The sequence below is a fragment of the Neopusillimonas maritima genome, assembly GCF_003576595.1.
Lineage (GTDB): Bacteria > Pseudomonadota > Gammaproteobacteria > Burkholderiales > Burkholderiaceae_B > Neopusillimonas > Neopusillimonas maritima.
The window spans coordinates 476,087-497,800 of record NZ_NQOU01000001.1 but is presented as its reverse complement, the minus strand read 5'-3'; the positions used below and the strand labels follow the sequence as shown (position 1 = coordinate 497,800).

At 54.0% G+C, this 21,714-nt stretch carries 23 protein-coding genes; 20 read left to right on the top strand and 3 right to left on the bottom strand.

Translation table 11 applies throughout. From position 1 onward, the window contains the following. The first annotated feature begins 52 nt into the window (after positions 1-52). The 3 genes from trpB to accD are packed head-to-tail and all read left to right on the top strand — an operon-like array spanning position 53 to position 2,996. The gene (gene trpB, locus CJO09_RS02465) at positions 53-1,252 is read left to right on the top strand and encodes a tryptophan synthase subunit beta (RefSeq protein ID WP_119440927.1); all 1,200 of its coding nucleotides are present in this window, start codon (positions 53-55) and stop codon (positions 1,250-1,252) included. Beyond that, complete coding sequence (gene trpA / locus CJO09_RS02460; RefSeq protein WP_119440926.1) at positions 1,249-2,085, top strand: tryptophan synthase subunit alpha; 837 nt, start codon at positions 1,249-1,251, stop codon at positions 2,083-2,085. The genes trpB and trpA overlap by 4 nt, the downstream gene beginning before the upstream one ends. Before the next feature lie 29 nt (positions 2,086-2,114). Beyond that, entirely contained in the window at positions 2,115-2,996 is an 882-nt protein-coding gene (accD, locus tag CJO09_RS02455; protein ID WP_119440925.1) for an acetyl-CoA carboxylase, carboxyltransferase subunit beta, read from the top strand. A 76-nt stretch (positions 2,997-3,072) separates the two neighbouring features. Here the strand turns inward: accD and CJO09_RS02450 are convergent, their stop codons facing one another. Beyond that, a complete protein-coding gene (locus CJO09_RS02450; protein WP_119440924.1) occupies positions 3,073-6,027 on the bottom strand; it encodes an Rne/Rng family ribonuclease in 2,955 nt (984 codons plus the stop codon). 501 nt (positions 6,028-6,528) lie between these two features. Here CJO09_RS02450 and CJO09_RS02445 point away from each other — a divergent pair. From CJO09_RS02445 to CJO09_RS02430, 4 genes are read left to right on the top strand one after another with little or no spacing between them, the layout of a single operon-like run. Then, on the top strand, positions 6,529-7,500 hold the full coding sequence (locus tag CJO09_RS02445; RefSeq protein ID WP_119440923.1) for an RluA family pseudouridine synthase: 972 nt from the start codon (positions 6,529-6,531) through the stop codon (positions 7,498-7,500). After that, entirely contained in the window at positions 7,497-8,165 is a 669-nt protein-coding gene (locus tag CJO09_RS02440) for an HAD family hydrolase (protein ID WP_119440922.1), read from the top strand. Before CJO09_RS02445 ends, CJO09_RS02440 begins: the two co-directional genes overlap by 4 nt. A 44-nt stretch (positions 8,166-8,209) precedes the next feature. After that, positions 8,210-9,166, top strand: a complete 957-nt coding sequence (gene msrP, locus CJO09_RS02435) for a protein-methionine-sulfoxide reductase catalytic subunit MsrP (protein ID WP_119441355.1) — start codon at positions 8,210-8,212, stop codon at positions 9,164-9,166. Between the two features lie 14 nt (positions 9,167-9,180). Further along, positions 9,181-9,753 carry a protein-methionine-sulfoxide reductase heme-binding subunit MsrQ gene (locus CJO09_RS02430; protein WP_119440921.1) on the top strand — a complete coding sequence of 191 codons (573 nt, stop codon included), beginning with the start codon at positions 9,181-9,183 and terminating at the stop codon, positions 9,751-9,753. Positions 9,754-9,800: 47 nt separating this feature from the next. On the opposite strand, the gene CJO09_RS02425 is transcribed toward CJO09_RS02430, so the two are convergent. Together CJO09_RS02425 and CJO09_RS02420 are read right to left on the bottom strand one after the other, a co-directional pair. Then, positions 9,801-10,508 (bottom strand): SAM-dependent methyltransferase, encoded by a 708-nt coding sequence (locus tag CJO09_RS02425; RefSeq protein WP_119440920.1) that lies wholly within the window; start codon positions 10,506-10,508, stop codon positions 9,801-9,803. Positions 10,509-10,510: 2 nt separating this feature from the next. After that, positions 10,511-11,095, bottom strand: a complete 585-nt coding sequence (locus CJO09_RS02420; protein WP_119440919.1) for a Maf family nucleotide pyrophosphatase — start codon at positions 11,093-11,095, stop codon at positions 10,511-10,513. 86 nt (positions 11,096-11,181) lie between these two features. Here CJO09_RS02420 and CJO09_RS02415 point away from each other — a divergent pair, with 86 nt between their 5' ends. From CJO09_RS02415 to CJO09_RS02355, 13 genes are all read left to right on the top strand, one after another. Beyond that, a complete protein-coding gene (locus CJO09_RS02415; protein ID WP_158582698.1) occupies positions 11,182-11,712 on the top strand; it encodes a YceD family protein in 531 nt (176 codons plus the stop codon). A 50-nt stretch (positions 11,713-11,762) separates the two neighbouring features. Next, positions 11,763-11,945 carry a 50S ribosomal protein L32 gene (rpmF, locus tag CJO09_RS02410; RefSeq protein WP_114419776.1) on the top strand — a complete coding sequence of 61 codons (183 nt, stop codon included), beginning with the start codon at positions 11,763-11,765 and terminating at the stop codon, positions 11,943-11,945. A gap of 39 nt (positions 11,946-11,984) precedes the next feature. Next, positions 11,985-13,067 (top strand): phosphate acyltransferase PlsX, encoded by a 1,083-nt coding sequence (gene plsX / locus CJO09_RS02405; protein WP_119440917.1) that lies wholly within the window; start codon positions 11,985-11,987, stop codon positions 13,065-13,067. 28 nt (positions 13,068-13,095) lie between these two features. After that, positions 13,096-14,070, top strand: a complete 975-nt coding sequence (locus CJO09_RS02400) for a beta-ketoacyl-ACP synthase III (RefSeq protein ID WP_119440916.1) — start codon at positions 13,096-13,098, stop codon at positions 14,068-14,070. Positions 14,071-14,121: 51 nt separating this feature from the next. Continuing rightward, complete coding sequence (gene fabD / locus CJO09_RS02395; protein WP_119440915.1) at positions 14,122-15,060, top strand: ACP S-malonyltransferase; 939 nt, start codon at positions 14,122-14,124, stop codon at positions 15,058-15,060. After that, positions 15,057-15,797, top strand: a complete 741-nt coding sequence (gene fabG, locus CJO09_RS02390; RefSeq protein ID WP_114419769.1) for a 3-oxoacyl-ACP reductase FabG — start codon at positions 15,057-15,059, stop codon at positions 15,795-15,797. Before fabD ends, fabG begins: the two co-directional genes overlap by 4 nt. A gap of 172 nt (positions 15,798-15,969) precedes the next feature. Further along, the gene (acpP, locus tag CJO09_RS02385) at positions 15,970-16,209 is read left to right on the top strand and encodes an acyl carrier protein (protein ID WP_114419768.1); all 240 of its coding nucleotides are present in this window, start codon (positions 15,970-15,972) and stop codon (positions 16,207-16,209) included. Positions 16,210-16,349: 140 nt separating this feature from the next. Continuing rightward, positions 16,350-17,579, top strand: coding sequence for a beta-ketoacyl-ACP synthase II (fabF, locus tag CJO09_RS02380; RefSeq protein WP_119440914.1), 1,230 nt, complete (start codon positions 16,350-16,352; stop codon positions 17,577-17,579). A gap of 12 nt (positions 17,580-17,591) precedes the next feature. After that, on the top strand, positions 17,592-18,026 hold the full coding sequence (locus CJO09_RS02375; RefSeq protein ID WP_119440913.1) for a hypothetical protein: 435 nt from the start codon (positions 17,592-17,594) through the stop codon (positions 18,024-18,026). Next, positions 18,013-18,615, top strand: a complete 603-nt coding sequence (rpoE, locus tag CJO09_RS02370; RefSeq protein WP_114419765.1) for an RNA polymerase sigma factor RpoE — start codon at positions 18,013-18,015, stop codon at positions 18,613-18,615. The genes CJO09_RS02375 and rpoE overlap by 14 nt, the downstream gene beginning before the upstream one ends. 12 nt (positions 18,616-18,627) lie before the next feature. Beyond that, a complete protein-coding gene (locus CJO09_RS02365) occupies positions 18,628-19,116 on the top strand; it encodes a sigma-E factor negative regulatory protein (RefSeq protein WP_119440912.1) in 489 nt (162 codons plus the stop codon). Positions 19,117-19,133: 17 nt separating this feature from the next. Next, entirely contained in the window at positions 19,134-20,132 is a 999-nt protein-coding gene (locus tag CJO09_RS02360; RefSeq protein ID WP_158582697.1) for a MucB/RseB C-terminal domain-containing protein, read from the top strand. A gap of 23 nt (positions 20,133-20,155) precedes the next feature. Next, positions 20,156-21,634 (top strand): DegQ family serine endoprotease, encoded by a 1,479-nt coding sequence (locus CJO09_RS02355; protein WP_119441354.1) that lies wholly within the window; start codon positions 20,156-20,158, stop codon positions 21,632-21,634. Positions 21,635-21,714 lie beyond the last annotated feature (80 nt).

Sequence of the window (21,714 nt, the reverse complement as noted above, 5' to 3'; positions counted from 1 at the left end):
GCCCTAAGTTGTTATTAAGCCGCTAATACCGGCCCAACCAGAGAGTTATTCCTTGAAACCTTATCAGTTCCCAGACGAAAAAGGGCATTTCGGGCCCTACGGTGGTTCGTTTGTTGCCGAAACCCTGGTGCACGCACTCGACGAGCTGCGTCAGGCTTATGACAAATTCAAAGAAGATCCCGACTTTCTGCGTGAGTTCGATTACGAGCTAAAGCATTTTGTGGGGCGGCCCAGTCCGGTTTATCACGCCAAGCGATGGTCGGAAGAGCTCGGGGGCGCCCAAATCTGGTTCAAACGCGAAGACCTCAATCACACGGGGGCGCACAAGATCAACAACTGCATCGGGCAGATATTGTTGGCCAGACGTATGGGCAAACCTCGAATCATTGCCGAAACCGGTGCAGGGCAGCATGGCGTGGCCACGGCAACCGTAGCAGCACGTTATGGTCTCGAGTGCGTTGTATACATGGGTAGTGAAGATGTCCGTCGTCAAGCGTCCAACGTATATCGAATGAAGCTGCTGGGCGCCACAGTCGTGCCGGTAGAGTCCGGCTCGCGTACATTGAAAGACGCTCTGAACGAAGCCATGCGCGATTGGGTCACCAACGTCGAAAACACCTTTTACATTATCGGAACGGTTGCGGGGCCGCATCCTTACCCCGCGATGGTACGTGATTTCCAATCTGTTATCGGCACTGAATGTCTTGCACAAATGCCGGAATACGCGGGTCGTCAGCCGGATTACGTGTTGGCGTCGGTCGGTGGTGGCTCCAACGCCATGGGCATTTTTTACCCCTATATCAACGAGTCGAATGTGAAGCTGATTGGTGTTGAGGCGGCGGGCGACGGGCTTGATACCGGCCGCCATGCTGCGTCTCTTAATGCCGGAGTGGTGGGGGTTCTGCACGGTAATCGCACTTACATTATGCAAGACGAGCATGGCCAGATTCAGGAAACACACTCAATCTCCGCCGGGCTTGACTACCCCGGTGTCGGGCCTGAACACGCCTGGTTGAAAGATTCAAAGCGTGCCGAGTATGTTGGCATCACGGATGCCGAGGCGTTGGAAGCATTTCACACGTGCTGCCGTACCGAGGGCATCATGCCGGCGCTGGAGTCTTCCCATGCCATTGCGCACGCCGTCAAGCTGGCACCCACGTTGTCGAAAGATAAAATTATTTTGGTGAATTTGTCCGGTCGGGGCGATAAAGATATGCACACCGTGGCTGAAATGAGCGGAATCAAATTATGAGTCAGGTAACACAAGCCCAAGCTGATCGTTTGGCAGCGGCCTTCGCGAAAACGAAGGGGCGGGCGGCGCTCATCCCCTACATCACGGCAGGCGATCCCTCGCCACAGGCAACGGTTCCGCTCATGCACGCGCTTGTTGCGGCCGGCGCCGACGTTATTGAGTTAGGTGTGCCCTTTTCCGACCCGATGGCCGATGGCCCGGTAGTGCAACGTGCAACCCAGCGTGCCATTGAAAAAGGGGTTGGGATGCGCCATGTTTTCGACATGGTTCAGGCGTTCAGGGAAAGTGATAAAACAACACCGGTGGTGTTAATGGGTTATGCCAATCCGGTTGAACGTTACGGGCAGCTTGAGTTCGCCCGGAAAGCGCAGGAAGTGGGCGTGGACGGCGTGTTGGTTGTTGATTACCCACCTGAGGAAATGCTTGAGTTCGCCCGCTATCTAGACGACGTCGACGTTGCTCCTATATTTTTATTGGCCCCCACATCTACCGATGCGCGAATTCAAAAAGTTGCCGAAATCGCGCGCGGATATGTGTACTATGTGTCGTTGAAAGGGGTAACCGGCGCTGCCACTATCGATCTTTCCGAGGTTGAGCAACGTGTGCAGGCGATTCGCCGTCATGTTTCCATTCCTATCGGGGTGGGCTTTGGCATTCGCGATGCACAAAGCGCGCAGCGTGTGGGGCAGGTGTGCGATGCCGTTATTATTGGCAGTAAATTGATTGAAACCATGGAAGAGGCCGTGGCCCGGGCAAATGGTCATGAGGCCGATCAGGCCGCAGTCAAGGCAGCCGGAGCGTGGTTGGCGGGGATTCGTCAGGCACTCGGTTAAACAATAAAACTTCAATCAGGAAAATTACAATGAGCTGGATTGACAAAATTCTGCCGCCACGGATTAACCGGAACAATGATGCTAATTCGCGGCGTGTCCCAGAGGGCTTGTGGGTTAAGTGCCCGGGCTGCGAATCGGTACTCTATAAAGACGACCTGGCGGCAACGCTGAATGTTTGTCCCAATTGCAGTCACCACATGAGAATCGGCGCGCGCCGGCGTATTGATGCTTTGCTCGACCCGGATGGGCGGGTAGAGATCGGTGAAAATACCCGGCCCGTCGATCCTTTGAAATTCAAAGACTCCAAAAAGTATCCCGACAGGGTGATCCAGGCCACCCGGCAAACAGGTGAAACTGAAGCAATGGTGGTCGTGAGCGGACGGATTCTTACATTACCTGTCGTGCTGTCGTGCTTTGAGTTCGAGTTCATGGGTGGCTCAATGGGCTCGGTAGTGGGCGAGCGTTTTGTTAGAGGCGTACAAGAAGCGATTCGTTTACGCTGCCCGTTTATTTGTGTGGCTGCCTCGGGTGGAGCGCGCATGCAGGAAAGCTTGTTTTCGCTCATGCAAATGGCTAAAACGAATGCCATGCTCACACGTCTGTCGCAAGAAGGATTGCCGTTTATTAGTGTTCTTACCGACCCGACAATGGGCGGGGTATCCGCCAGTTTTGCTTTTATGGGCGATGTGGTGGTGGCGGAGCCCAAGGCATTAATTGGTTTTGCCGGTCCCCGGGTGATTGAGCAGACAGTTAGGGAAAAACTGCCTGAGGGCTTTCAGCGCGCGGAATTCCTGCTTGAGAAAGGTGCGATTGATTGTGTGGTTGATCGTCGTGATATGCGCAAGGAGCTCGCGCATATCCTGGCGTTGCTAACCCGCCAACCCGTTGAGGCAATCGCGCGTACGGAATGAGCGTTTGTTATTAAGTAAAAAAATGGCCGGAAAACCATATGGTTTCCCGGCCATTTTTTGTCGCTTCAAAAGATTATTACTTAGCGCTCGTTTCGACTTGTTGTAAAGACTCGTCGTGAATGACGACCGCCGATTTACGTGGTCGGCCTAGTGAAGCAGATGCTGCAGTGGGCGCACTGTTTTGAGGCTTGACAGCATCAGGACGTGTTTCCACCAGTTGCAGCCCCGATGAGGCAACAAGGTCTTTGAGCGAGGAACCTGTATCGGCAACCTTGGGGTGATGCAAGCCATTGGCTTTGTGCGTTGCCGTTGATACTTGTTGCGGTTGCTCTTTCGCCTCGGTCTCAGACGGCTCGGTGACGGCTTCTGTGGCCACTTCAGTTCCGTTTTCGGTGTCGGCGGTGAGTACCTCACCCGTTTGAACGACTTCCGCGTTCTGTTTTGCTGCGTCAGGCTGTGCCTCAGGCTTGGCAGCTTCAACAGGCTCAACATTTGCCGGGGTTTCCTCTTGAGCAACGGCAGGTACTTTTTGAGCCGTTGGCGCTTCTTGAACCCTTGATGTTTCCTGAGCGGTTGACTCAGAAGCATTAGCAGTTTCTTCAGCCGCTTCAAGTTTGGCGGTGTCTGCCTGTTCTTGATTGGTAACAGGTGCAGGAACGGCTACCGGTTCTGAAGTGGTTTTGGCTGTTTGTGTTTCCGTATTCTGATCCGCTGAGAGATCAGTATTCGACTCGGCGCTTGCTGCTCCGGTTTCCGCAGAGCTGCGACGCCCGCGACGACTACGACGACGACGGCGCTTGCGTTCGGTACCGGTATCGTGCGTGTCGGCAGAAGCGTTGTCGTTATCCGCCTCAATTGCCTGATCTTCTTGTTCGTTGTCGTGGTGTTGCGCGTTTTTTGCCTGCGGCCGTTCTGACCCTGCTGTTGGCGTGTCGGTTGTTTCGGCAGCGTCATTGTTTGACTGCGCGTTTTGATCAACCGCGGGGTCGTTGCGATCACGCCGGTTTCGCCCACGCCCGCGGCGCCCACGTCGATTTGAGCTGGTGCGCTCTTCATTTTGGCTGTCATCGGACGTGTTGTCTTTTGCTACGACCGTATCGGACGTTTCTTTTGAATCGTTTTCTTCCGACCGATGTCGTGCCCGACGCCCACCTTGTTGGTGAGATGTTTTTTCAGCCGTCGTGTCATTTTCGTTACGACGACGTCCTCGTCCGCCGCGACGCCGTGACCGGTGTTCAGTTTTTTCTTTCGATTCTTCGCTCGCTTCAGGGGTTGAAGCAGCCTGGGTACTACTGGTGCTTCCTGTACCGCTGAGCCAATTCATCAGGCGTTTGAACAAACTGGTTGCCTGTTGCGCAGCAGATTGGCCCGAAGCAATCGTTCCGGTAACTGCCGTAGGAGCCGTTACCGCTACTACCGGCGCCGGCTGTGCGTGAGTAATGCTTTTAACAATGGCTTCCTGACGTGGCTTGCTATCAGTTTCTTTGCTGCCCGGATAGCTAATGTCGGTGTCAGGCGCTTCCACCAGCTGGAAACTGGTGACGGCATTGTCCAGGCGAGGATCGTCGTGCCGCAAACGCTCAATGTGGTGATGAGGTGTTTCCAGGTTCTTGTTGGGAATCAGAACCAGGTTAACCTTCAGGCGCGATTCGATTTTGGTGATGTCGGCGCGCTTTTCGTTCAGCAGGAACGTGGCAACATCGACCGGTACCTGTGCATGCAAGGCGGCCGTGTGTTCTTTCATGGCTTCTTCTTGCAACAGGCGCAGTACGTGAAGTGCACTGGACTCTGCGTCGCGGATGACGCCGGTGCCGTTGCAGCGAGGGCAAGTAATGTGAGAGCCCTCGTTCAATGCAGGGCGCAGCCGCTGTCGCGACAGCTCCATGAGGCCGAAACGGGAAATTTTGCCCATTTGGACCCGGGCGCGGTCAAAGTGCAAGGCATCGCGCAGGCGTTGTTCAACAAGACGCTGGTTCTTGTTGTCTTCCATGTCGATGAAGTCAATGACGATCAGGCCGCCAAGGTCGCGCAAACGAAGCTGACGGGCAACTTCGTCGGCCGCTTCCAGATTGGTTCGCATGGCCGTTTCTTCGATATCGGCGCCACGCGTTGACCGTGCCGAGTTGACGTCGACCGCCACCAATGCTTCCGTGTGATCAATAACGACGGCACCGCCTGACGGCAACTGTACCGTGCGGGCATAAGCGGTTTCAATTTGGTGTTCGATCTGGAATCGTGAGAAAAGCGGGACGTCGTCTTTATAAACCTTAACCCGCTGCACGTTGTCGGGCATAACCACGCTCATGAACGCGGTGGCTTGCTCGGCGATTTCTTCAGTGTCGATCAGGATTTCGCCGATTTCAGGCGAGAAATAATCGCGAATGGCGCGGATAACCAGGCTGGACTCAAGGTAGATGAGGATTGGGGCCGCGTTATCTTTTGCTGCCGTGTCAATCGCTGTCCAGAGTTGCAGCAGGTAGGATAAGTCCCATTGCAATTCTTCTACGCTTCGGCCAATACCGGCGGTGCGTGCGATGATACTCATGCCTTGAGGAACATCGAGCTGGTCCATCGCTTCGCGCAGTTCCTGACGTTCTTCGCCTTCCACCCGGCGTGATACACCACCCCCGCGAGGATTGTTCGGCATCAGAACAAGGTAGCGTCCGGCCAGCGAAACAAAAGTGGTCAGTGCGGCGCCTTTGTTGCCGCGCTCTTCTTTCTCAACCTGAACGATCAGTTCCTGGCCTTCGTAGACCGCATCCTGGATGCGCGCAGACCGAACATCGACACCGTCTTTAAAGTAGCCGCGTGCGATTTCCTTGAAGGGTAGAAAGCCGTGGCGCTCTTCGCCATAGCTGACAAAGCATGCTTCAAGGCCTGGTTCGATGCGGGTGATGACCCCTTTGTAGATATTGCCTTTGCGCTGTTCGCGCCCGGCGGTTTCAATGTCGAGGTCGATGAGTTTCTGACCGTCGACAATAGCAACGCGCAACTCTTCTTGGTGCGTTGCATTGAACAACATGCGTTTCATGAGTGTATTTCTCCGTAGTCATGGCACGCCACATGGCTGGCGCACGACCTTGGACCACTCGGTGTGAGACGTTTAGTTTTGCAAAGAAAAGGAGTGCCGGCTGACCGATGTCAGGGGGCGTCCACCTTTTTCGTTAGGCAGGAATGACTTGCCACTTGGCACACGGTTCAGGCAGCAGGAAGGTCAGATTCACAATAATTAACGTGGTTGACGAACAATTTGCTGGGAACAGCAGATGCGCCGTTTGCGCGCATCTGGTGCATTAAAACTTTCGAGTAACGAAGCAAAGACTAAAACGTCGCACGCGGTTGGCGCAGTGTCTGACACAAAAGCAGTTTTTTCTTCTTCTGCTATTGCGCCGACGCATGACGCTCCGGCGACCGATTGGCCCGGAAGCTGAAACACGTAAGCAGTACAATATGGTCTTTCGCGACCCACGGAGACGTAACACTTTCGTCTCTACGCAGGTGGGTTTCAGCTTCTATAGGCTAATAAGATTATATGCCTGTTTTGTCTATGCGCAAACCGGAATCTTTACAAACCATGAATATGGTCGTTCAAACGTTACAAATCGGCGCGGAGCAAGCTGGGCAGCGCATTGATAATTTTTTGTTGAAAACCTGCAAAGGGGTGCCGAAAAGTCATATTTACAAAGCCATCCGCTCTGGGCAGGTTCGAGTGAACAAAGGGCGGTGCCAAGCAGAATATCGGCTATTGGAGGGGGATGCGGTTCGCGTTCCGCCGTTTCGCATGGCCGATCCAAACGCCCGGCCGCCTGCGCCGGCAGCCAGCTTTCCGGTTGTTTACGAAGATGATGCCCTATTGGTTATCGACAAGCCTGCCGGTGTTGCCGTGCATGGCGGTAGCGGCGTTTCCTTCGGGGTCATAGAGCAGTTGCGTGCCGCCCGCCCGGCAGCCAAGTTTCTCGAGCTTGCTCATCGTCTCGATCGTGAGACGTCCGGTTTGCTTATTATTGCGAAAAAGCGGGTTGCGCTGGTGGCTTTGCATGAAATGATGCGTGAAGGGAAGGGGCGCAAACGTTATCTGGCTTTGGTGGAGGGAGACTGGCAGAATGACCGACAGCATTTGCGTCAACCTTTGTTGAAATGGTTGACCGCATCGGGTGAACGGCGAGTCAAGGTGGATGCCCTGGGAAAGCCGGCACACACGATTATTAATTTGATGCACCGTTACGGTGGTCGCTTTTCGTTAGTCGAGGCGGAATTGAAAACCGGGCGGACACATCAGATCCGCGTACATCTGGCGGCCAGTGGATATCCCATTGTGGGGGACGACAAATACGGCCACGATGAAGTCAGGGCCCGCTTTTCGCGGCATGGTTTCAATCGTATGTTTCTGCACGCCTGGAAACTGGATATTCCTCATCCAGTCGGCGGTGAAATACTGAAACTCGAGGCCGCACTTCCGCCTGCATGTCAGGCCCTTCTTAAAGAGCTGGAGCAGATGTCTTGAAACAGTATGATGCCGTTATTTTTGATTGGGACGGAACCATAATGGATTCCACCCAGTCTATTGTAAGTGCGATTCAGTTGGCATGCGCCGATATGCAACTGCCGGTGCCGCCTCGTGAGCGGGCCGCCTGGGTGATCGGTTTGTCGTTGGAAAGCGCGCTGTATCACGTGGCGCCCGATTTGCCGGCTGACCAGCTTTCTGCATTTGTGGACCGTTACAAGCATCATTTTTTCCAAAATGATCAAACGATTCCGTTGTTTGAAGGGATTCCCGAGATGCTCTCGGGCTTAAAAGAGGAACGGGTCAGTCTTGCCGTGGCGACCGGGAAAGGCCGGGTCGGGCTTGATCGGGTGTTGCAGGCTTCGAACCTGCAGCATTATTTTGACATGACTCGGTGTGCCGATGAGGCAAAAGGAAAGCCGGATCCAACCATGTTGTTCGACATTATTCATGGTTTGGGTCTGGATCCGGATCGGGTGGTGATGGTAGGTGACACAACGCACGACGTTGTCATGGCGCATAACGCGGGTATCGACAGTATTGCGGTTAGCTATGGCGCACACGATGTGGATACTTTGTTTGGCGCGGAGCCGACTGTGTTGGTTCACAGTGTTGAGGAAATGAGCGACTGGCTGTCTGGGCGGCTGGTTCCAGTAGTACGGTAGTCGGGGTGACCCGGCTTCGTGAAATCAAAACGAAGGTGGGTGAAATGTCTCGATTCAAAATACCGCAAATTGCTCCGTCTGAAATAACACCGGAATACATCTGGACCTCGCGCCGAACTTGGTTGAAGCACGTTGGAGCAGCGATGGGGGCGGGTGTTTTGTCGTCTTTGCCGCTGCAGGCTTGGGGCCGGGAGGGCATAAGTTACGGCCAACGTAATCCCGAATTTGGTGCTGACGAAAAGCTCACGCCTGAAGAGGACGTCACAACCTACAACAACTTTTATGAGTTCGGTACCGGCAAGGAGGATCCGGCGCGGTATGGCGGGGACATGCGTCTGCAGCCGTGGAAAGTTAAGGTGGATGGCGAAGTTTTGCGCCCTCAGGAGTTTGACCTGGACGATCTTTTGAAGCTCGCGGCACTTGAGGAACGGGTATACCGCATGCGCTGTGTGGAAGGGTGGTCGATGGTGATTCCCTGGAATGGCTACCCGTTATCAGCTTTGTTGAAGGCGGTGGAGCCGACGGGCAATGCGAAATACGTGGAATTTATTACCGACATGCAACCCGATGCGATGCCTGGGCTGCGCAGCCGGATTATCGACTGGCCTTATCTAGAGGGGTTGCGGCTTGATGAGGCGATGAATCCCCTTACCCTGCTTGTGTTCGGTGTGTATGGCAAAGCGCTGCCGGTTGCCAATGGAGCCCCTGTGCGTGTCGCCATCCCCTGGAAGTACGGTTTTAAATCAGGCAAGTCTATTGTTCATATCCGCCTGACTGAAAAGCAGCCCGAAACCAGTTGGGTCCGTATCGCGCCGCACGAATATGGTTTTTACGCCAACGTGAACCCTGATGTTCCGCATCCACGGTGGAGTCAGGCGACCGAAAGGCGTATTGGTTCGGGAGGCTTGTTTGCCCCTCGGTTGCCCACCCAAATGTTCAATGGCTACGGCGAGCAGGTTGCGTCGCTGTATTCAGGCATGGATTTGTCGCGTTATTACTAAGCTAACAAATAATAATGATTTCGGTGTTGATGTTTTTTGCCTGCCTGTATCCGGTTTTTTTGTGGGTGGGGCTGGGTTTAACCGGGGGGCTAACCGCGAACCCGCCCGAATATCTGATTCGCTCTTCTGGTGAGTGGGCGCTGGTGGCATTATGTGTTGTCCTGCTGGCAACGCCATTAAGCCGCTATGCCCGGATATCGGTATTGTTGAAGCATCGTCGCATGTTAGGTTTATTCGCCTATTTTTATTCGATTTTGCACCTTCTGGGCTGGGCCTTTTGGGAGCAGGGTTTTGGTTTGGAAGCGATGTGGCTTGATGTGGTGACACGCTGGTTTATTACGGTGGGGGTCGTTGCGTTTGTATTGCTCACGCCGCTGGCATTAACGTCTACTTATGGCTGGATGCGTCGCCTCGGGCGCAATTGGAAGCGCTTGCATTACGGCATTTATCCCGCGATCGGGTTGTCGATATGGCATTTTTGGCTGGTTCGGGCCGGTAAAAACGATTTTTTTGAGGTGTGGATTTATTTGGCCGTGGTATTTCTGTTGTGCCTGCCGCGTATTATTCAATTGAGGCACCATAAATAGTGGCTGGTTGTTACCCACCGGTGCTTGCCATGTCATGATTTGCTGAATCAGGCCTGAAAGAGAAATAAAGTGGGTTGTTTCTGTAAAACCGGGGCAGGCCGTTTTTTCCAGTCATCGATAGAGTGGGTTTGTATCCATTCATGGTCGGTGGTGAGGGCGCGTGCGATACAGAGTCGGGTAGATCCGGAAAGTGTCAGGATCAAGGTTTCGAACATGGCATCGTTGCGGTACGGTGTTTCAATGAATATTTGTGTTTGCCGGGCTTTGCGTGACGCAGCCTCCCATGCGCGCAGCTGTTGTGCCCGTTCAGCGGGGGCAACAGGCGCATAGCCATGAAATACAAAATTCTGCCCATTCAGGCCGCTTGCCATTAGCCCAAGAATGATTGAGGAGGGGCCTGTCCAGGGCGCCACCCGTATTCCCATTTCATGAGCGGTTTGTACGACCAGTGCGCCGGGGTCGGCCACAGCAGGGCATCCTGCTTCGGATACCAGGCCGATGTCGCCGGTTACGCCTGATTGCTTTAGCCACTGGCGTATTTGCGCAGCGTCGGTGTTGCGGGACAATGCGTGGATGGTGATGTCTTGTACTGGCTTTTCGGTGCCGATCAACTTCAAGAACGCGCGCGCGGTTTTGGCGTTCTCGGCGATGTAGTAATCAAGCTTGCTTGCCTTCGTTTGTGCTTCGAGAGGGAGCCAGCGTGATGCGGGGCTTTCCCCCAGGCTGACAGGGATCAAATGAAGAGTCTGTGGCATGGTTACGGCGAATCCGGTTGCAAAGGATTAATGTTAAACCGGCGCAGCATATTGCTTAATGTGATGAGCGGAAGGCCGATAATGGCGGTAGGGTCGTCCGAGCGGATATGTTCCATCAGCGTGATGCCCAGAGACTCGGCCTTGGCGCTGCCGGCCGTGTCGTAGGGTTTTTCCTGGTCGAGGTAATAGTGAATTTCGGCTTCGTTAAGCACCCGGAAGCGGCAATGAGTAACGATATTTTCAGTTTCCGTTACCCCTTCGTGCGAGACGCACAGCGCGGTGTGGAACATGACCGTCTGGCCGCTTAGCATTTTAAGCTGATTCATTGCGCGCTCATGGTTGCCTGGTTTGCCGATAGCGACACCATTAATGGTCGCCACCTGGTCGGACCCAATGACGACGGCACTTGGGCTGATTTTGGCAATGACCGTTGCCTTTTCCTTCGCCAGCCGCAGAGCAAGCTCAACCGGGCTTTCGTTTTCCAGGGGAGTTTCGTCGATGTCGGGTGCAATGGTTTCGAATGGCAACCGCAGTCTTTCAAGCAGTGCGCGGCGGTAAGGTGAGCTTGATGCCAGAATCAGACGCATAGGCCGGGGTTCTTCCAGAAGGTTTGACGCAAGAGTGGTGAAAGCGGTATTATCTAATGTTTTCTTTAATAGGCAAAGAGCAACCCGTGAGTGATTCACTTATCGACGCCCTTGGTTTTGCGCGGGCGGGGTCGTTTTTGCAGGGTCAGGCGCCTTTAGGGTTGTTTACCCGTATGCTGGATGGCCAGCTTGCCCAGCCTGATGCACAGCGTAAAAGCTTTGTGAACTGGACGCTGGAAGGTGAAAACACTGCTTCCGGTCGGTACTTTTTGCACGTTACCGCGCACGCAGAACCCATGCTTGAATGCCAGCGTTGCCTGCGTCCGTTTATTTGCAATATCAACGTCGATAACCGGGTTGAGCTGGTGCGAACACCGGCTGAGCAGGAGACCGACGATCTTGATGATGACGGTATCGAGCGTATTGTTGGGTCAAAACGGTTTAGCGTGCTAGGCTTTGTTGAAGACGAACTGATCCTGGCGATGCCTTATGTGCCAAAGCATCACGAGTGCCCGTCGGATAACGGAATTCAGGCAGATCGGTCTGCCTCTTCCCAGGAACAGGAAACCAGGCGTCAATCACCATTCTCGGTGCTTGAGCAGCTTAAAAAGAATTGATTATTTTGAATTAACCCCGGGGGTAAAACACCCCTTTACCAGGAGTCATCATGGCTGTTCAACAAAATAAAAAGAGTTCGTCCAAGCGCGGAATGCATCGTGCGCACGATTCTCTTACCACGCCTCCCACAGCGATCGAGCCAAACACAGGCGAATTGCATCTTCGTCATCACATCAGCCCCAACGGTTTCTATCGTGGCCGTAAAGTGCTGAAAACAAAGAACGACGAATAAACCGGTATTTCAGCAATCTGCTGTCAGGTTGCCTAATTAATGCCACATAAGAAGATTCGAATCGCCGTAGACTGTATGGGCGGTGATGTAGGGGTTTCCGTTACGGTTACCGCTTCATACCAGTTTGCGCAACGTTTTCCCGATACCACCTTCTTGCTGGTTGGTGACGCCGTCGCCATTCAGTCTCAGTTGGCGCGGTTAGGTTGCGACCGTGCCGATTGGTATCAAATACTTCCCGCCTCCGAAGTCGTCGCTATGGACGACCCGGTCGAGGTCGCTTTGCGCCGCAAGAAAGATTCTTCCATGCGGGTTGCAGCACAGGCGGTCAAAGATGGGGTCGCGGACGCCTGCATTTCCGCTGGGAATACCGGCGCCTGGATGGCGATTTCACGTTATGTGTTGAAAACGCTCGACGGCATTGATCGACCGGCAATCGCCGCGTCGATTCCCAATCAGCATGGCGGCGCAACCACTGTTCTCGATTTGGGCGCCAACGTCGATTGTTCAGCGCAGCATCTGTTGCAGTTCGCCATTATGGGTACGGCTCTGGTGAGTGCACTTTACGGCACTAGTGCGCCCAAAGTTGGCTTGTTGAATATAGGTGAAGAAGTCATCAAGGGAAACGAAGTCGTTAAGCAAGCGGCTGAGTTGTTGCGTGGCAGTGGTCTGAATTTTTACGGCAATGTCGAAGGCGATGATATTTGCAAAGGTACTGTCGACGTCATTGTTTGCGATGGTTTTGTGGGTAATGTCGTTCTGAAGTCCATGGAAGGCCTGGCGCGTATGGTGGCAACCATGATTCGCGCTGAGTTCAAAAGCGGGATTTTGTCGATGTTGGCGGGGCTGATTGCGTCGCCGGTGTTGAATCGTTTTCGTAAGAAAGTGGATAACCGCCGTTACAATGGCGCCGCTTTGCTGGGTTTGCGGGGTATTGTCATTAAAAGCCATGGCTCTGCGGATGTTTATGCTTTTGGCTGCGCCTTGCAGCGCGCAAGGGAAGCCGTAAATAACGGCCTTCTGGAAGGAACGACGACGGCAATTCATGACTTGCATCAAAGCCTTGCCAAAGCCAAGTCGCTGCAAGCGAATGTGTCTAACGATGTAACGGGTCGGGCAGCATAGGCTGCCATCCAATGGAAGTGGTTTCACTATGCCTTATGCCAAGATAGCAGGAACGGGGGGCTATTTGCCGCCTCGTGTGGTGTCAAACGATGATCTGGCCGCTGAATTGGCGACCCGGGGGGTCGAAACCTCCGATGAATGGATTACCGAGCGCACGGGTATCCGGCAACGGCATATCGCCGGCCCGGATGTTAAAACCAGCATGCTGGCCACTGAGGCGGCAAAAATTGCGATGGCTGATGCGGGGGTTGGTCCCACCGATATCGATTTGCTGATTGTGGCTACGTCAACGCCTGACGTCATTTTTCCCAGTACGGCATGCCTGGTGCAAGCTCAATTGGGCATTCGTCAGGGAGCGGCATTCGATGTGCAGGCCGTGTGCAGTGGTTTTGTTTACGCGTTAACCACTGCCGATGCGTTTATTCAGGCGGGCCGTGCACGTACCGCGCTGGTCATCGGCGCCGAAATCTTTTCCAGTATCCTTGATTGGGACGATCGACGCACTTGTGTGCTGTTTGGCGATGGTGCGGGCGCAGTGGTGCTCAAGGCAGCCGATGAGCCGGGCATTCTGGCCGCAGAGCTTCATGCCGACGGCAGCCAACAGGGCATTTTATGTGCCAACGGTCGTATAGAAGCCGGGCAGGTAGTGGGTGATCCCTTTGTGCGAATGGATGGTCAGGCCGTGTTTAAAATGGCGGTTAATGCATTGTCTAAGTCTGCGCACGATGTGTGTCGGTCGGCCGGCGTTGGTTTGGCGGATGTCGATTGGATGGTTCCGCATCAGGCGAATGTCCGTATCCTTAATTTCCTGGGTAAAAAGTTGGGCATTCCCACAGAAAAAATTGTTATTACACTCGATCAACATGCCAACACCTCCGCTGCCAGCGTGCCGCTTGCGCTTGATGTCGCTCGGCGTGACGGCCGTATCAAAAAAGGGGATGTGGTACTCATGCAAGGTGTGGGTGGCGGGTTCACTTGGGGCTCTGTGCTTGCCCGCATGTAAAATCACGCAAATTTGCCATATTTCGCGTTCAAATAAATCAATTCAATTGTCATGAAAGTTGCTTTTGTATTTCCGGGGCAAGGGTCTCAATCCGTAGGTATGATGGATGCCTGGTCAGGTAATTCCATTGTGCAGGCTGCGCTCGCCGAAGCGTCTGATGCGCTGGGTCAGGATCTGGCCGCGCTTATTGCTCAAGGCCCTGCTGAAGACCTGAATTTAACCACCAACACCCAGCCAGTGATGTTAAGCGCGTCTGTTGCCGTTTACCGTGCCTGGCGTGATGCCGGCGGCCCGGTGCCGCACCTGGTGGCAGGGCACAGTTTGGGTGAGTATTCCGCCCTGACAGCGGTTAACGCGCTTACTTTGGCCGATGCGGTGCGTCTTGTGCGTGTTCGTGCTGATGCCATGCAGGCAGCGGTACCGGTGGGCAGTGGTGGAATGGCGGCGATTCTGGGGCTGGATGATGATCAGGTTCGCCGGTTATGCGCCGAGTCCGCACAAGGCGAGATCGTCGAGGCTGTAAATTACAACGCGCCGGCGCAAGTCGTGATTGCCGGTCATAAGGCGGCGGTGGAACGTGCTTGTGAGCGGGCACGCGAGGCAGGCGCCAAGCGTGCTTTGGTTTTGCCTGTCTCCGCCCCTTTTCACTCAAGCTTGCTCGAGCCTGCCGCCAAAGTGCTTCAGAACGCATTGGCCGGTGTCAACCTCATGCCCCCTCAGGTGCCTTTGGTCAACAATGTCGATGTGGCTTCTCCTGCGGAGCCTGAAGCCATCAAAAATGCGTTGGTTCGCCAGGCCTGGCACCCGGTGCGCTGGGTCGAGACATTGCAGGCAATGAAAGCTCAGGGTGTCACCCATGTTGTCGAGTGTGGGCCGGGTAAAGTGCTGGCAGGTCTTACCAAGCGTATCGACCGAGATCTTGTCGGTCTGTCGATTACGGATCCCGCGTCGCTGGATTCGGTGTTGGAAACCATCAAGGGGGCATCATGAGTGAGCAACTGGAAGGAAAGGTTGCGCTGGTAACCGGCGCAACGCGTGGGATTGGTAAAGCCATTGCCCTTGAACTGGCCGCACGGGGCGCGAAGGTGGTTGGAACGGCAACGTCGCAAGGTGGGGCCGATAGCATTTCGGCCATGCTGGCCGACTTTGGTGGGCGCGGGGTCGTGCTGAACGTAACAGACGGCGCTGCATGCGATGCCTTGTTGGCGGATATCGGAGCCAATGAAGGCGGGCCGCACATTTTGGTCAATAATGCGGGTATTACACGTGACAACCTGGCGATGCGCCTGAAGGATGATGATTGGTCGGATGTGATCAACACCAATCTTTCTGCGGTTTTCCGTTTGTCGCGAGGCGTACTCAAAACTATGATGAAAGCGCGTTGGGGGCGGATAATCAATATCACCTCGGTTGTCGGTGCCAGCGGCAATCCTGGTCAGGCCAATTATGCAGCGGCAAAAGCCGGCGTCACCGGGATGACCAAAGCCCTGGCGCGTGAGCTGGGCAGCCGCGATATTACGGTAAATTGCGTTGCGCCGGGTTTTATTGAAACTGACATGACGCGCGCATTGGGTGAAGCGCAAACTTCGGCACTTTTATCTCAAATTCCGCTGGGACGCTTGGGCGCACCGGCCGATATTGCGAATGCCGTGGCTTTTTTGGCAGCACCCGAGGCAGGTTACATTACAGGTACAACGCTTCATGTAAATGGCGGGATGTACATGTGATGATTCATACAGGTTAAAATCCTGTTTTGGTACGAGGTGTTCCAATGCTGTCGCCGGTACAGCTTTGTGTATGGCAAGTATTGAAACACTGTTTTTTTTGTCATAGCCGTTTCCTATTATTCAATACGTTTGGCTATAATTCGCGGGAATTTTTCCCTAATTGGAGAACTGCATGGAAAGCATCGAACAGCGCGTCAAGAAGATCGTCGCTGAACAACTTGGCGTTAACGAAGCCGAGATCAAAAACGAATCTTCCTTCCTTGACGACCTCGGTGCCGATTCGCTCGATATGGTCGAGCTCGTAATGGCACTCGAAGACGAATTCGAAACTGAAATCCCTGACGAGGAAGCAGAGAAAATTACGACCGTTCAACAAGCCGTCGAGTACATCAACTCGCACAGCAAAGAATAATTTCAACAAAAAGGCTCGGAGTCGCGCTCAGCGCAACTCGGGTCGGAGCGGTTTCTAGAGAGTCTATTGGCAGTGGCAGTAATTGCGCCTGCATGGATAGGCTGGCTTTAAACCGCTTTTTTTATTTCTAGGAGTCATCTGTGAAGCGACGTGTCGTCATAACGGGTCTGGGTATTATTTCGCCCGTGGGGAATGATATCGACAACGCCTGGAGTAACTTGGTTAGCGGGCGTTCGGGTGTGGGTCGTATCACACGTTTTGATGCCTCAGGTCTGAACGCGCAGATCGCGGCGGAAGTAAAGGATTTCGACGTCACGGACTACATGTCGGCCAAAGAAGCCAAGCAAATGGATACCTTTATTCATTACGGCGTGGCGGCGGGCGTGCAGGCATGGAAGGATGCCGGCCTGGAAGTTACCGACGAGAATGCCGATCGTATTGGTGTCATCGTCGGTTCCGGTATCGGTGGTTTACCTCGCATCGAGGAAACGCAATCCGAGTATCTGGCGCGCGGCGCGCGGCGTATTTCGCCGTTTTTTGTGCCGGGATCGCTCATTAATCTCGTTTCCGGACAGTTGTCGATTATGTTGGGTTTGAAGGGGCCCAGCTACGCCGTGGTGTCAGCTTGCACAACAGGTTTGCACTCAATTGGCGACGCCGCCCGTCTCATCGAATACGGGGATGCCGATGTCATGGTTGCCGGTGGTGCCGAGTCGACTGTTTCACCATTAGGTGTCGGTGGTTTTGCCGCCATGCGAGCCTTGTCTACTCGAAATGATGATCCGGAAACTGCATCGCGGCCTTGGGATGTCGACCGGGACGGCTTCGTGCTTGGTGAAGGTGCCGGTGTGCTGGTTCTTGAGGAGTATGAGCATGCCCGTAAACGCGGCGCTCGTATTTACGGTGAGTTTGCCGGATACGGAATGAGCTCGGATGCCCATCATATTACTTCGCCTGACAAAGACGGTCCGCGTCGTGCAATGTTGTTGGCCATGCGTAACGGCGACATCGATCCTACCGAGATCTCTTATGTCAATGCCCACGGCACATCAACCCCTCTTGGCGATAAAAATGAAACGGAAGCACTGAAGCTTGCGTTTGGTGATCATGCGCGTCATTTGGTGGTTAATTCCACTAAATCCATGACAGGCCACTTACTGGGCGCGGCGGGCGGAATCGAAGCCGTTTTTACAACGCTGGCGGTGTATCACCAAGTGTCGCCCCCTACTATCAACATTTTTAATCAAGATCCTGATTGTGACCTTGATTATTGCGCCAACGAGGCACGCGACATGAAAATTGATGTCGCTCTGTCTAATTCGTTCGGTTTTGGCGGCACGAACGGGTCGATGCTGGTGCGACGGGTTTAGGTGGCAACCGGAATGCAAAAGCCGGTCGTGTGGCAGGTCCGGACGCCTTTTTGGGTCTGGTTTGTCACTGTCACTGTGCTTTTGCTGGTGTCGTTAATTCTTGTGTTTCAAAGCTTTGTGCTGTTCCTGAGCGCGACGTTGGCGACTTTTTTGTGTTGCCGACGTCGCGTTGTGCATTCTTTATTCGCACGGGGTTCTTTGCGTTTCGAAAACGGGGGCTGGTTCTACGACGCCCATCATGGAAGTGAACGTCAGGTATTATTGAAGCGGGTCTGGCCCAATGCGTTTTGGACGACATTGCGCTTTACACAGGAAGCTTCCGGGGCGAACGAAATTATGGAATTAACAGTCTGGAAATCTCGAGTACCCGAGCAGGCGTGGCGTGCGCTGGGTATGCTGGTTGCCCAACACATCGCGGCGGCAGGGGGTGTGCGTGAGCGAGCGTGACGTAGATGCGGAACTGGTTGCTCGCGTTCAGCGGGGTGACAAGCGGGCTTACGACTTATTGGTATTGAAGTACCAACGCAAAATTATGCGTTTATTGTCGCGTATGATCCGCGAGCCCTCCGAAGTGGAAGATGTGGCGCAAGAGGCGTTTATTAAGGCGTACCGTGCTTTGCCGCAATTCCGAGGCGACAGCGCGTTTTATACGTGGCTGTATCGCATTGCGATCAATACTGCGCGGAACTGGCAGGCCTCCAGTCAACGTCGTCCGATGTCTTCTTCAATTGTTTCGAATGAAGATGATGAAACTTTTGACCAAATTGACAACCTAACCGATATCAGCACGCCCGAATCGGTTCTGGCCAGTCGGCAGGTGATCAGTACAGTTAATGAGGCAATCGATGCGCTGCCTGAAGAGTTGCGCACCGCTATTGTGCTGCGAGAAATTGAAGGTATGAGCTATGAGGACATCGCCCAGGCGATGGGTTGTCCCATAGGAACAGTTCGCTCGCGTATTTTTCGTGCGCGAGAGGCAATTGCGGCGCAGCTGCGCCCTGTGCTGGACACAGGGGCGGACACGCAACGGTGGTAAGGAGTGACAATTATGCATAGTCAAACGCGTTCCGATTACGAACCCTCATGGGAGGAAAGTGTTTCCACCTGGGTCGATGGGGAAGCGGAAATTCGAGCTGAAGATCTCGATACCCCTTATGGCAGGCAATTGTGGGATACCTACCATTTAATTGGCGATGTTATGCGCAGCAACGAGCTGGCACTGCAACCCTCGGATCGTTTTTATGCCCGTGTGTCAAAAGCAATCGATGATGAGCCCGCCATCGTCGCCCCCCGGCTTCGCAAACCGTCGCCTGTGTGGCGTGCAGGGGTATCGGGGTTGGCGGTTGCCGCCGCAGTGGCGTCGGTTGTGTGGGTTGCGTTGCCGTACTTTGTCGGCGGTCAGAGCAACGACAGCCCCCCAGTATTGGCAACGGCTGATGATTCAGGCCTACACGACTACGTGAGTGCGCATCAGCAGTTTGCTGGTGTGAACCCAGTGCGGCAGGTATCGTTTCAAGCGGGGGCCGGGGTACAATGAGAAGGGTAACTCGGCAGATGTCAGCCTGGCACATGGCTTGGTTATTGGTGGGTGTGCTGGCTGTTTTGCCTTCGGTCCAGGCGCAACAGAACGAGAAGCCATACAAAGCGGTATTTGAGTTGTTGCAGCAGGCGCAGCAAGCGGCGCGCAATACTGATTATGCGGGTGTGTTTACCTACACGGAGCGTGGAACCATGCGCTCATCCCGTATTGTTCACTTGGTCGATGGCACGGGTGAGCGCGAGCGACTCGAGGTACTTGATGGCTCGCCGCGCGAATTTATCCGGCATAATGAAACGCAGCTTTGTCTGATACCCGAGAAAAATCTTGTCTTGGTCGATAAAGCGCGTACAGATCGCTTTCCCAGCCTGTTTTTGGGTAATACCGATGCGATTGTCGATCACTACGAGTTGTTTTTCAGTGATGCAGACACGACACGTGTTGCAGGGCGTGAATGCCAGATGATTCATGTTGAGCCGCGCGCGGATGACCGATATGGTTACAAATTTTGTGTCGACACGGAAACTAAATTATTAATCAAGGCTCAAACCGTCAGTAACCAAGATGTTATCGATGAAATTGCCTTTACCATGCTACAAACCGGTGAAAATGTTGTCAGTGAAGAGCTGGATCCTTCATGGGATACGTCGGACTGGAAAAAGGTACAAATTTCAACACGCGACATTGACGTTACAGAGTCGGGGTGGCGTATTCAATCGCCTCCAGGCTTTTCATTTACGAAGCAACTTGCTCGCCCCATGAAGTCGGGCGACGCGGTAAAGCATGTCGTGTTGTCTGATGGGTTGGCTACGGTCTCGGTGTTCATTGAAGCGTTCGATGCGGCAAACCAGACACGCACCTTGCAAAAGGGTGTAATGCGTAATGGCGCAATCAACGTTTACGGTACACGAATCGATGATTATTGGCTGACAGCTGTGGGTATTATTCCTGCATCCACCTTGCAGGGTATTGCCGAGCAAACGCAATATGTCGAGCCCCCGACCGGACAACAATAATTTATTTTCAAGGAGATTTCATGATGCGAACAACCAGCGTTGAAGGACGCGTGAAACGGTTTTTTGCAGGCGCCATGGCTGCCTGCGTCTTGGCGGGAGCGGGTGTGTCGGTACAGGCACAAACCACTCCTGTACCAACGCTAACCGTTCCCGACTTCACCGAAGTGGTGGCGCAGTCGGAAGGGTCGGTTGTGAATATTCGCACAACCGAGAGCATTCCCGTGCGCTCTCAAATGGGGCCGGGTACCGACCCCTATGAGTTGTTTCGCTGGTTTTTCGGCCCCGATTTTGTTCCTCCCGGTCGTGGAGGACCTCCCGGCGCACCGGCACCGGATGGGGCACAACCTCAGGAGCGTACTGTTCCCAGGGGTGTGGGTTCCGGGTTCATTATTTCCGAAGATGGCTATATCCTGACCAACACGCATGTTGTTGCAGGGGCGTCGGACATTCATGTCACCTTCACAGATGGTCAGGAGTACGAAGCTGAAGTAATTGGCACAGATGCACGAACCGACGTTGCACTCATTAAGATCGATGCCAAGAATTTGAAACCTTTACCTATCGGTACATCCACCACCCTTAAGAAGGGGCAATGGGTGTTGGCTATCGGATCCCCTTTTGGTCTGGAATCAACAGTTACTTCGGGTATTGTTAGCGCCATCAATCGCGATACGGGCGACTATCTTCCGTTCATTCAAACCGATGTAGCGGTGAACCCCGGCAACTCGGGCGGACCGCTGTTGAATCTGGGCGGTGAAGTGGTGGGTATTAACTCGCAAATAGTATCGCGCAGCGGCGGATTCATGGGTATTTCGTTGGCCATTCCCATTGATGAAGCCATGCGTGTTGTTGAACAGTTGAAAGAGCACGGCAAGGTTACGCGTGGTCGCATTGGCGTTCAGATTGGGCCGGTTTCAGAGGAAGTGGCCAAAGCAATTGGGTTGGATAGCGCCAAGGGCGCCATGGTCAGTCATGTCCAGCGTGGTGGGCCTGCCGATAAGGCAGGCGTTCAGGCGGGCGATGTAATAACCGATTTCAATGGCGAGCCAATCCTTCAATGGTCGGATTTACCCCGTATTGTGGGGGGGACCAAACCGGATACCCGTGCAACCATGAAAGTATGGCGTAAAGGTAAAGAGGTATCGCTACGTGTTCGCGTCGGCGAGTTTGAGACCGACGATGCGGCGACCCCGTCCGAATCCGGCTCACAGGCTGAAGAAATGGCAACCAATGCACTGGGCCTCGGAGTACAGTCGGTGCCAGCCGAGATCCTCGAAAGCGAGAACCTTAAGCAGGGTGTGATGGTGACGGCGGCCAAAGGTCCGGCAGCCATGGCGGGTATTGCGCCCGGGGATATCATTCTGACGGTGAATGAAACAGACATCACCAATCCTGAGCAGTTCGCCAAAACGGTGGCGGGGCTTGATACTTCAGAAACTGCGGCATTACTGGTGTATCGTGAAGGGCAAACACAATGGGTTGTTGTAACGCCCACAAAATAATTCGCCAAACCGGCTAAAATGCGGTAGTCGCTACAAGAGGGGCGCCCAGTGCGCTCCTCTTTTTGCTTATATTTTTATCC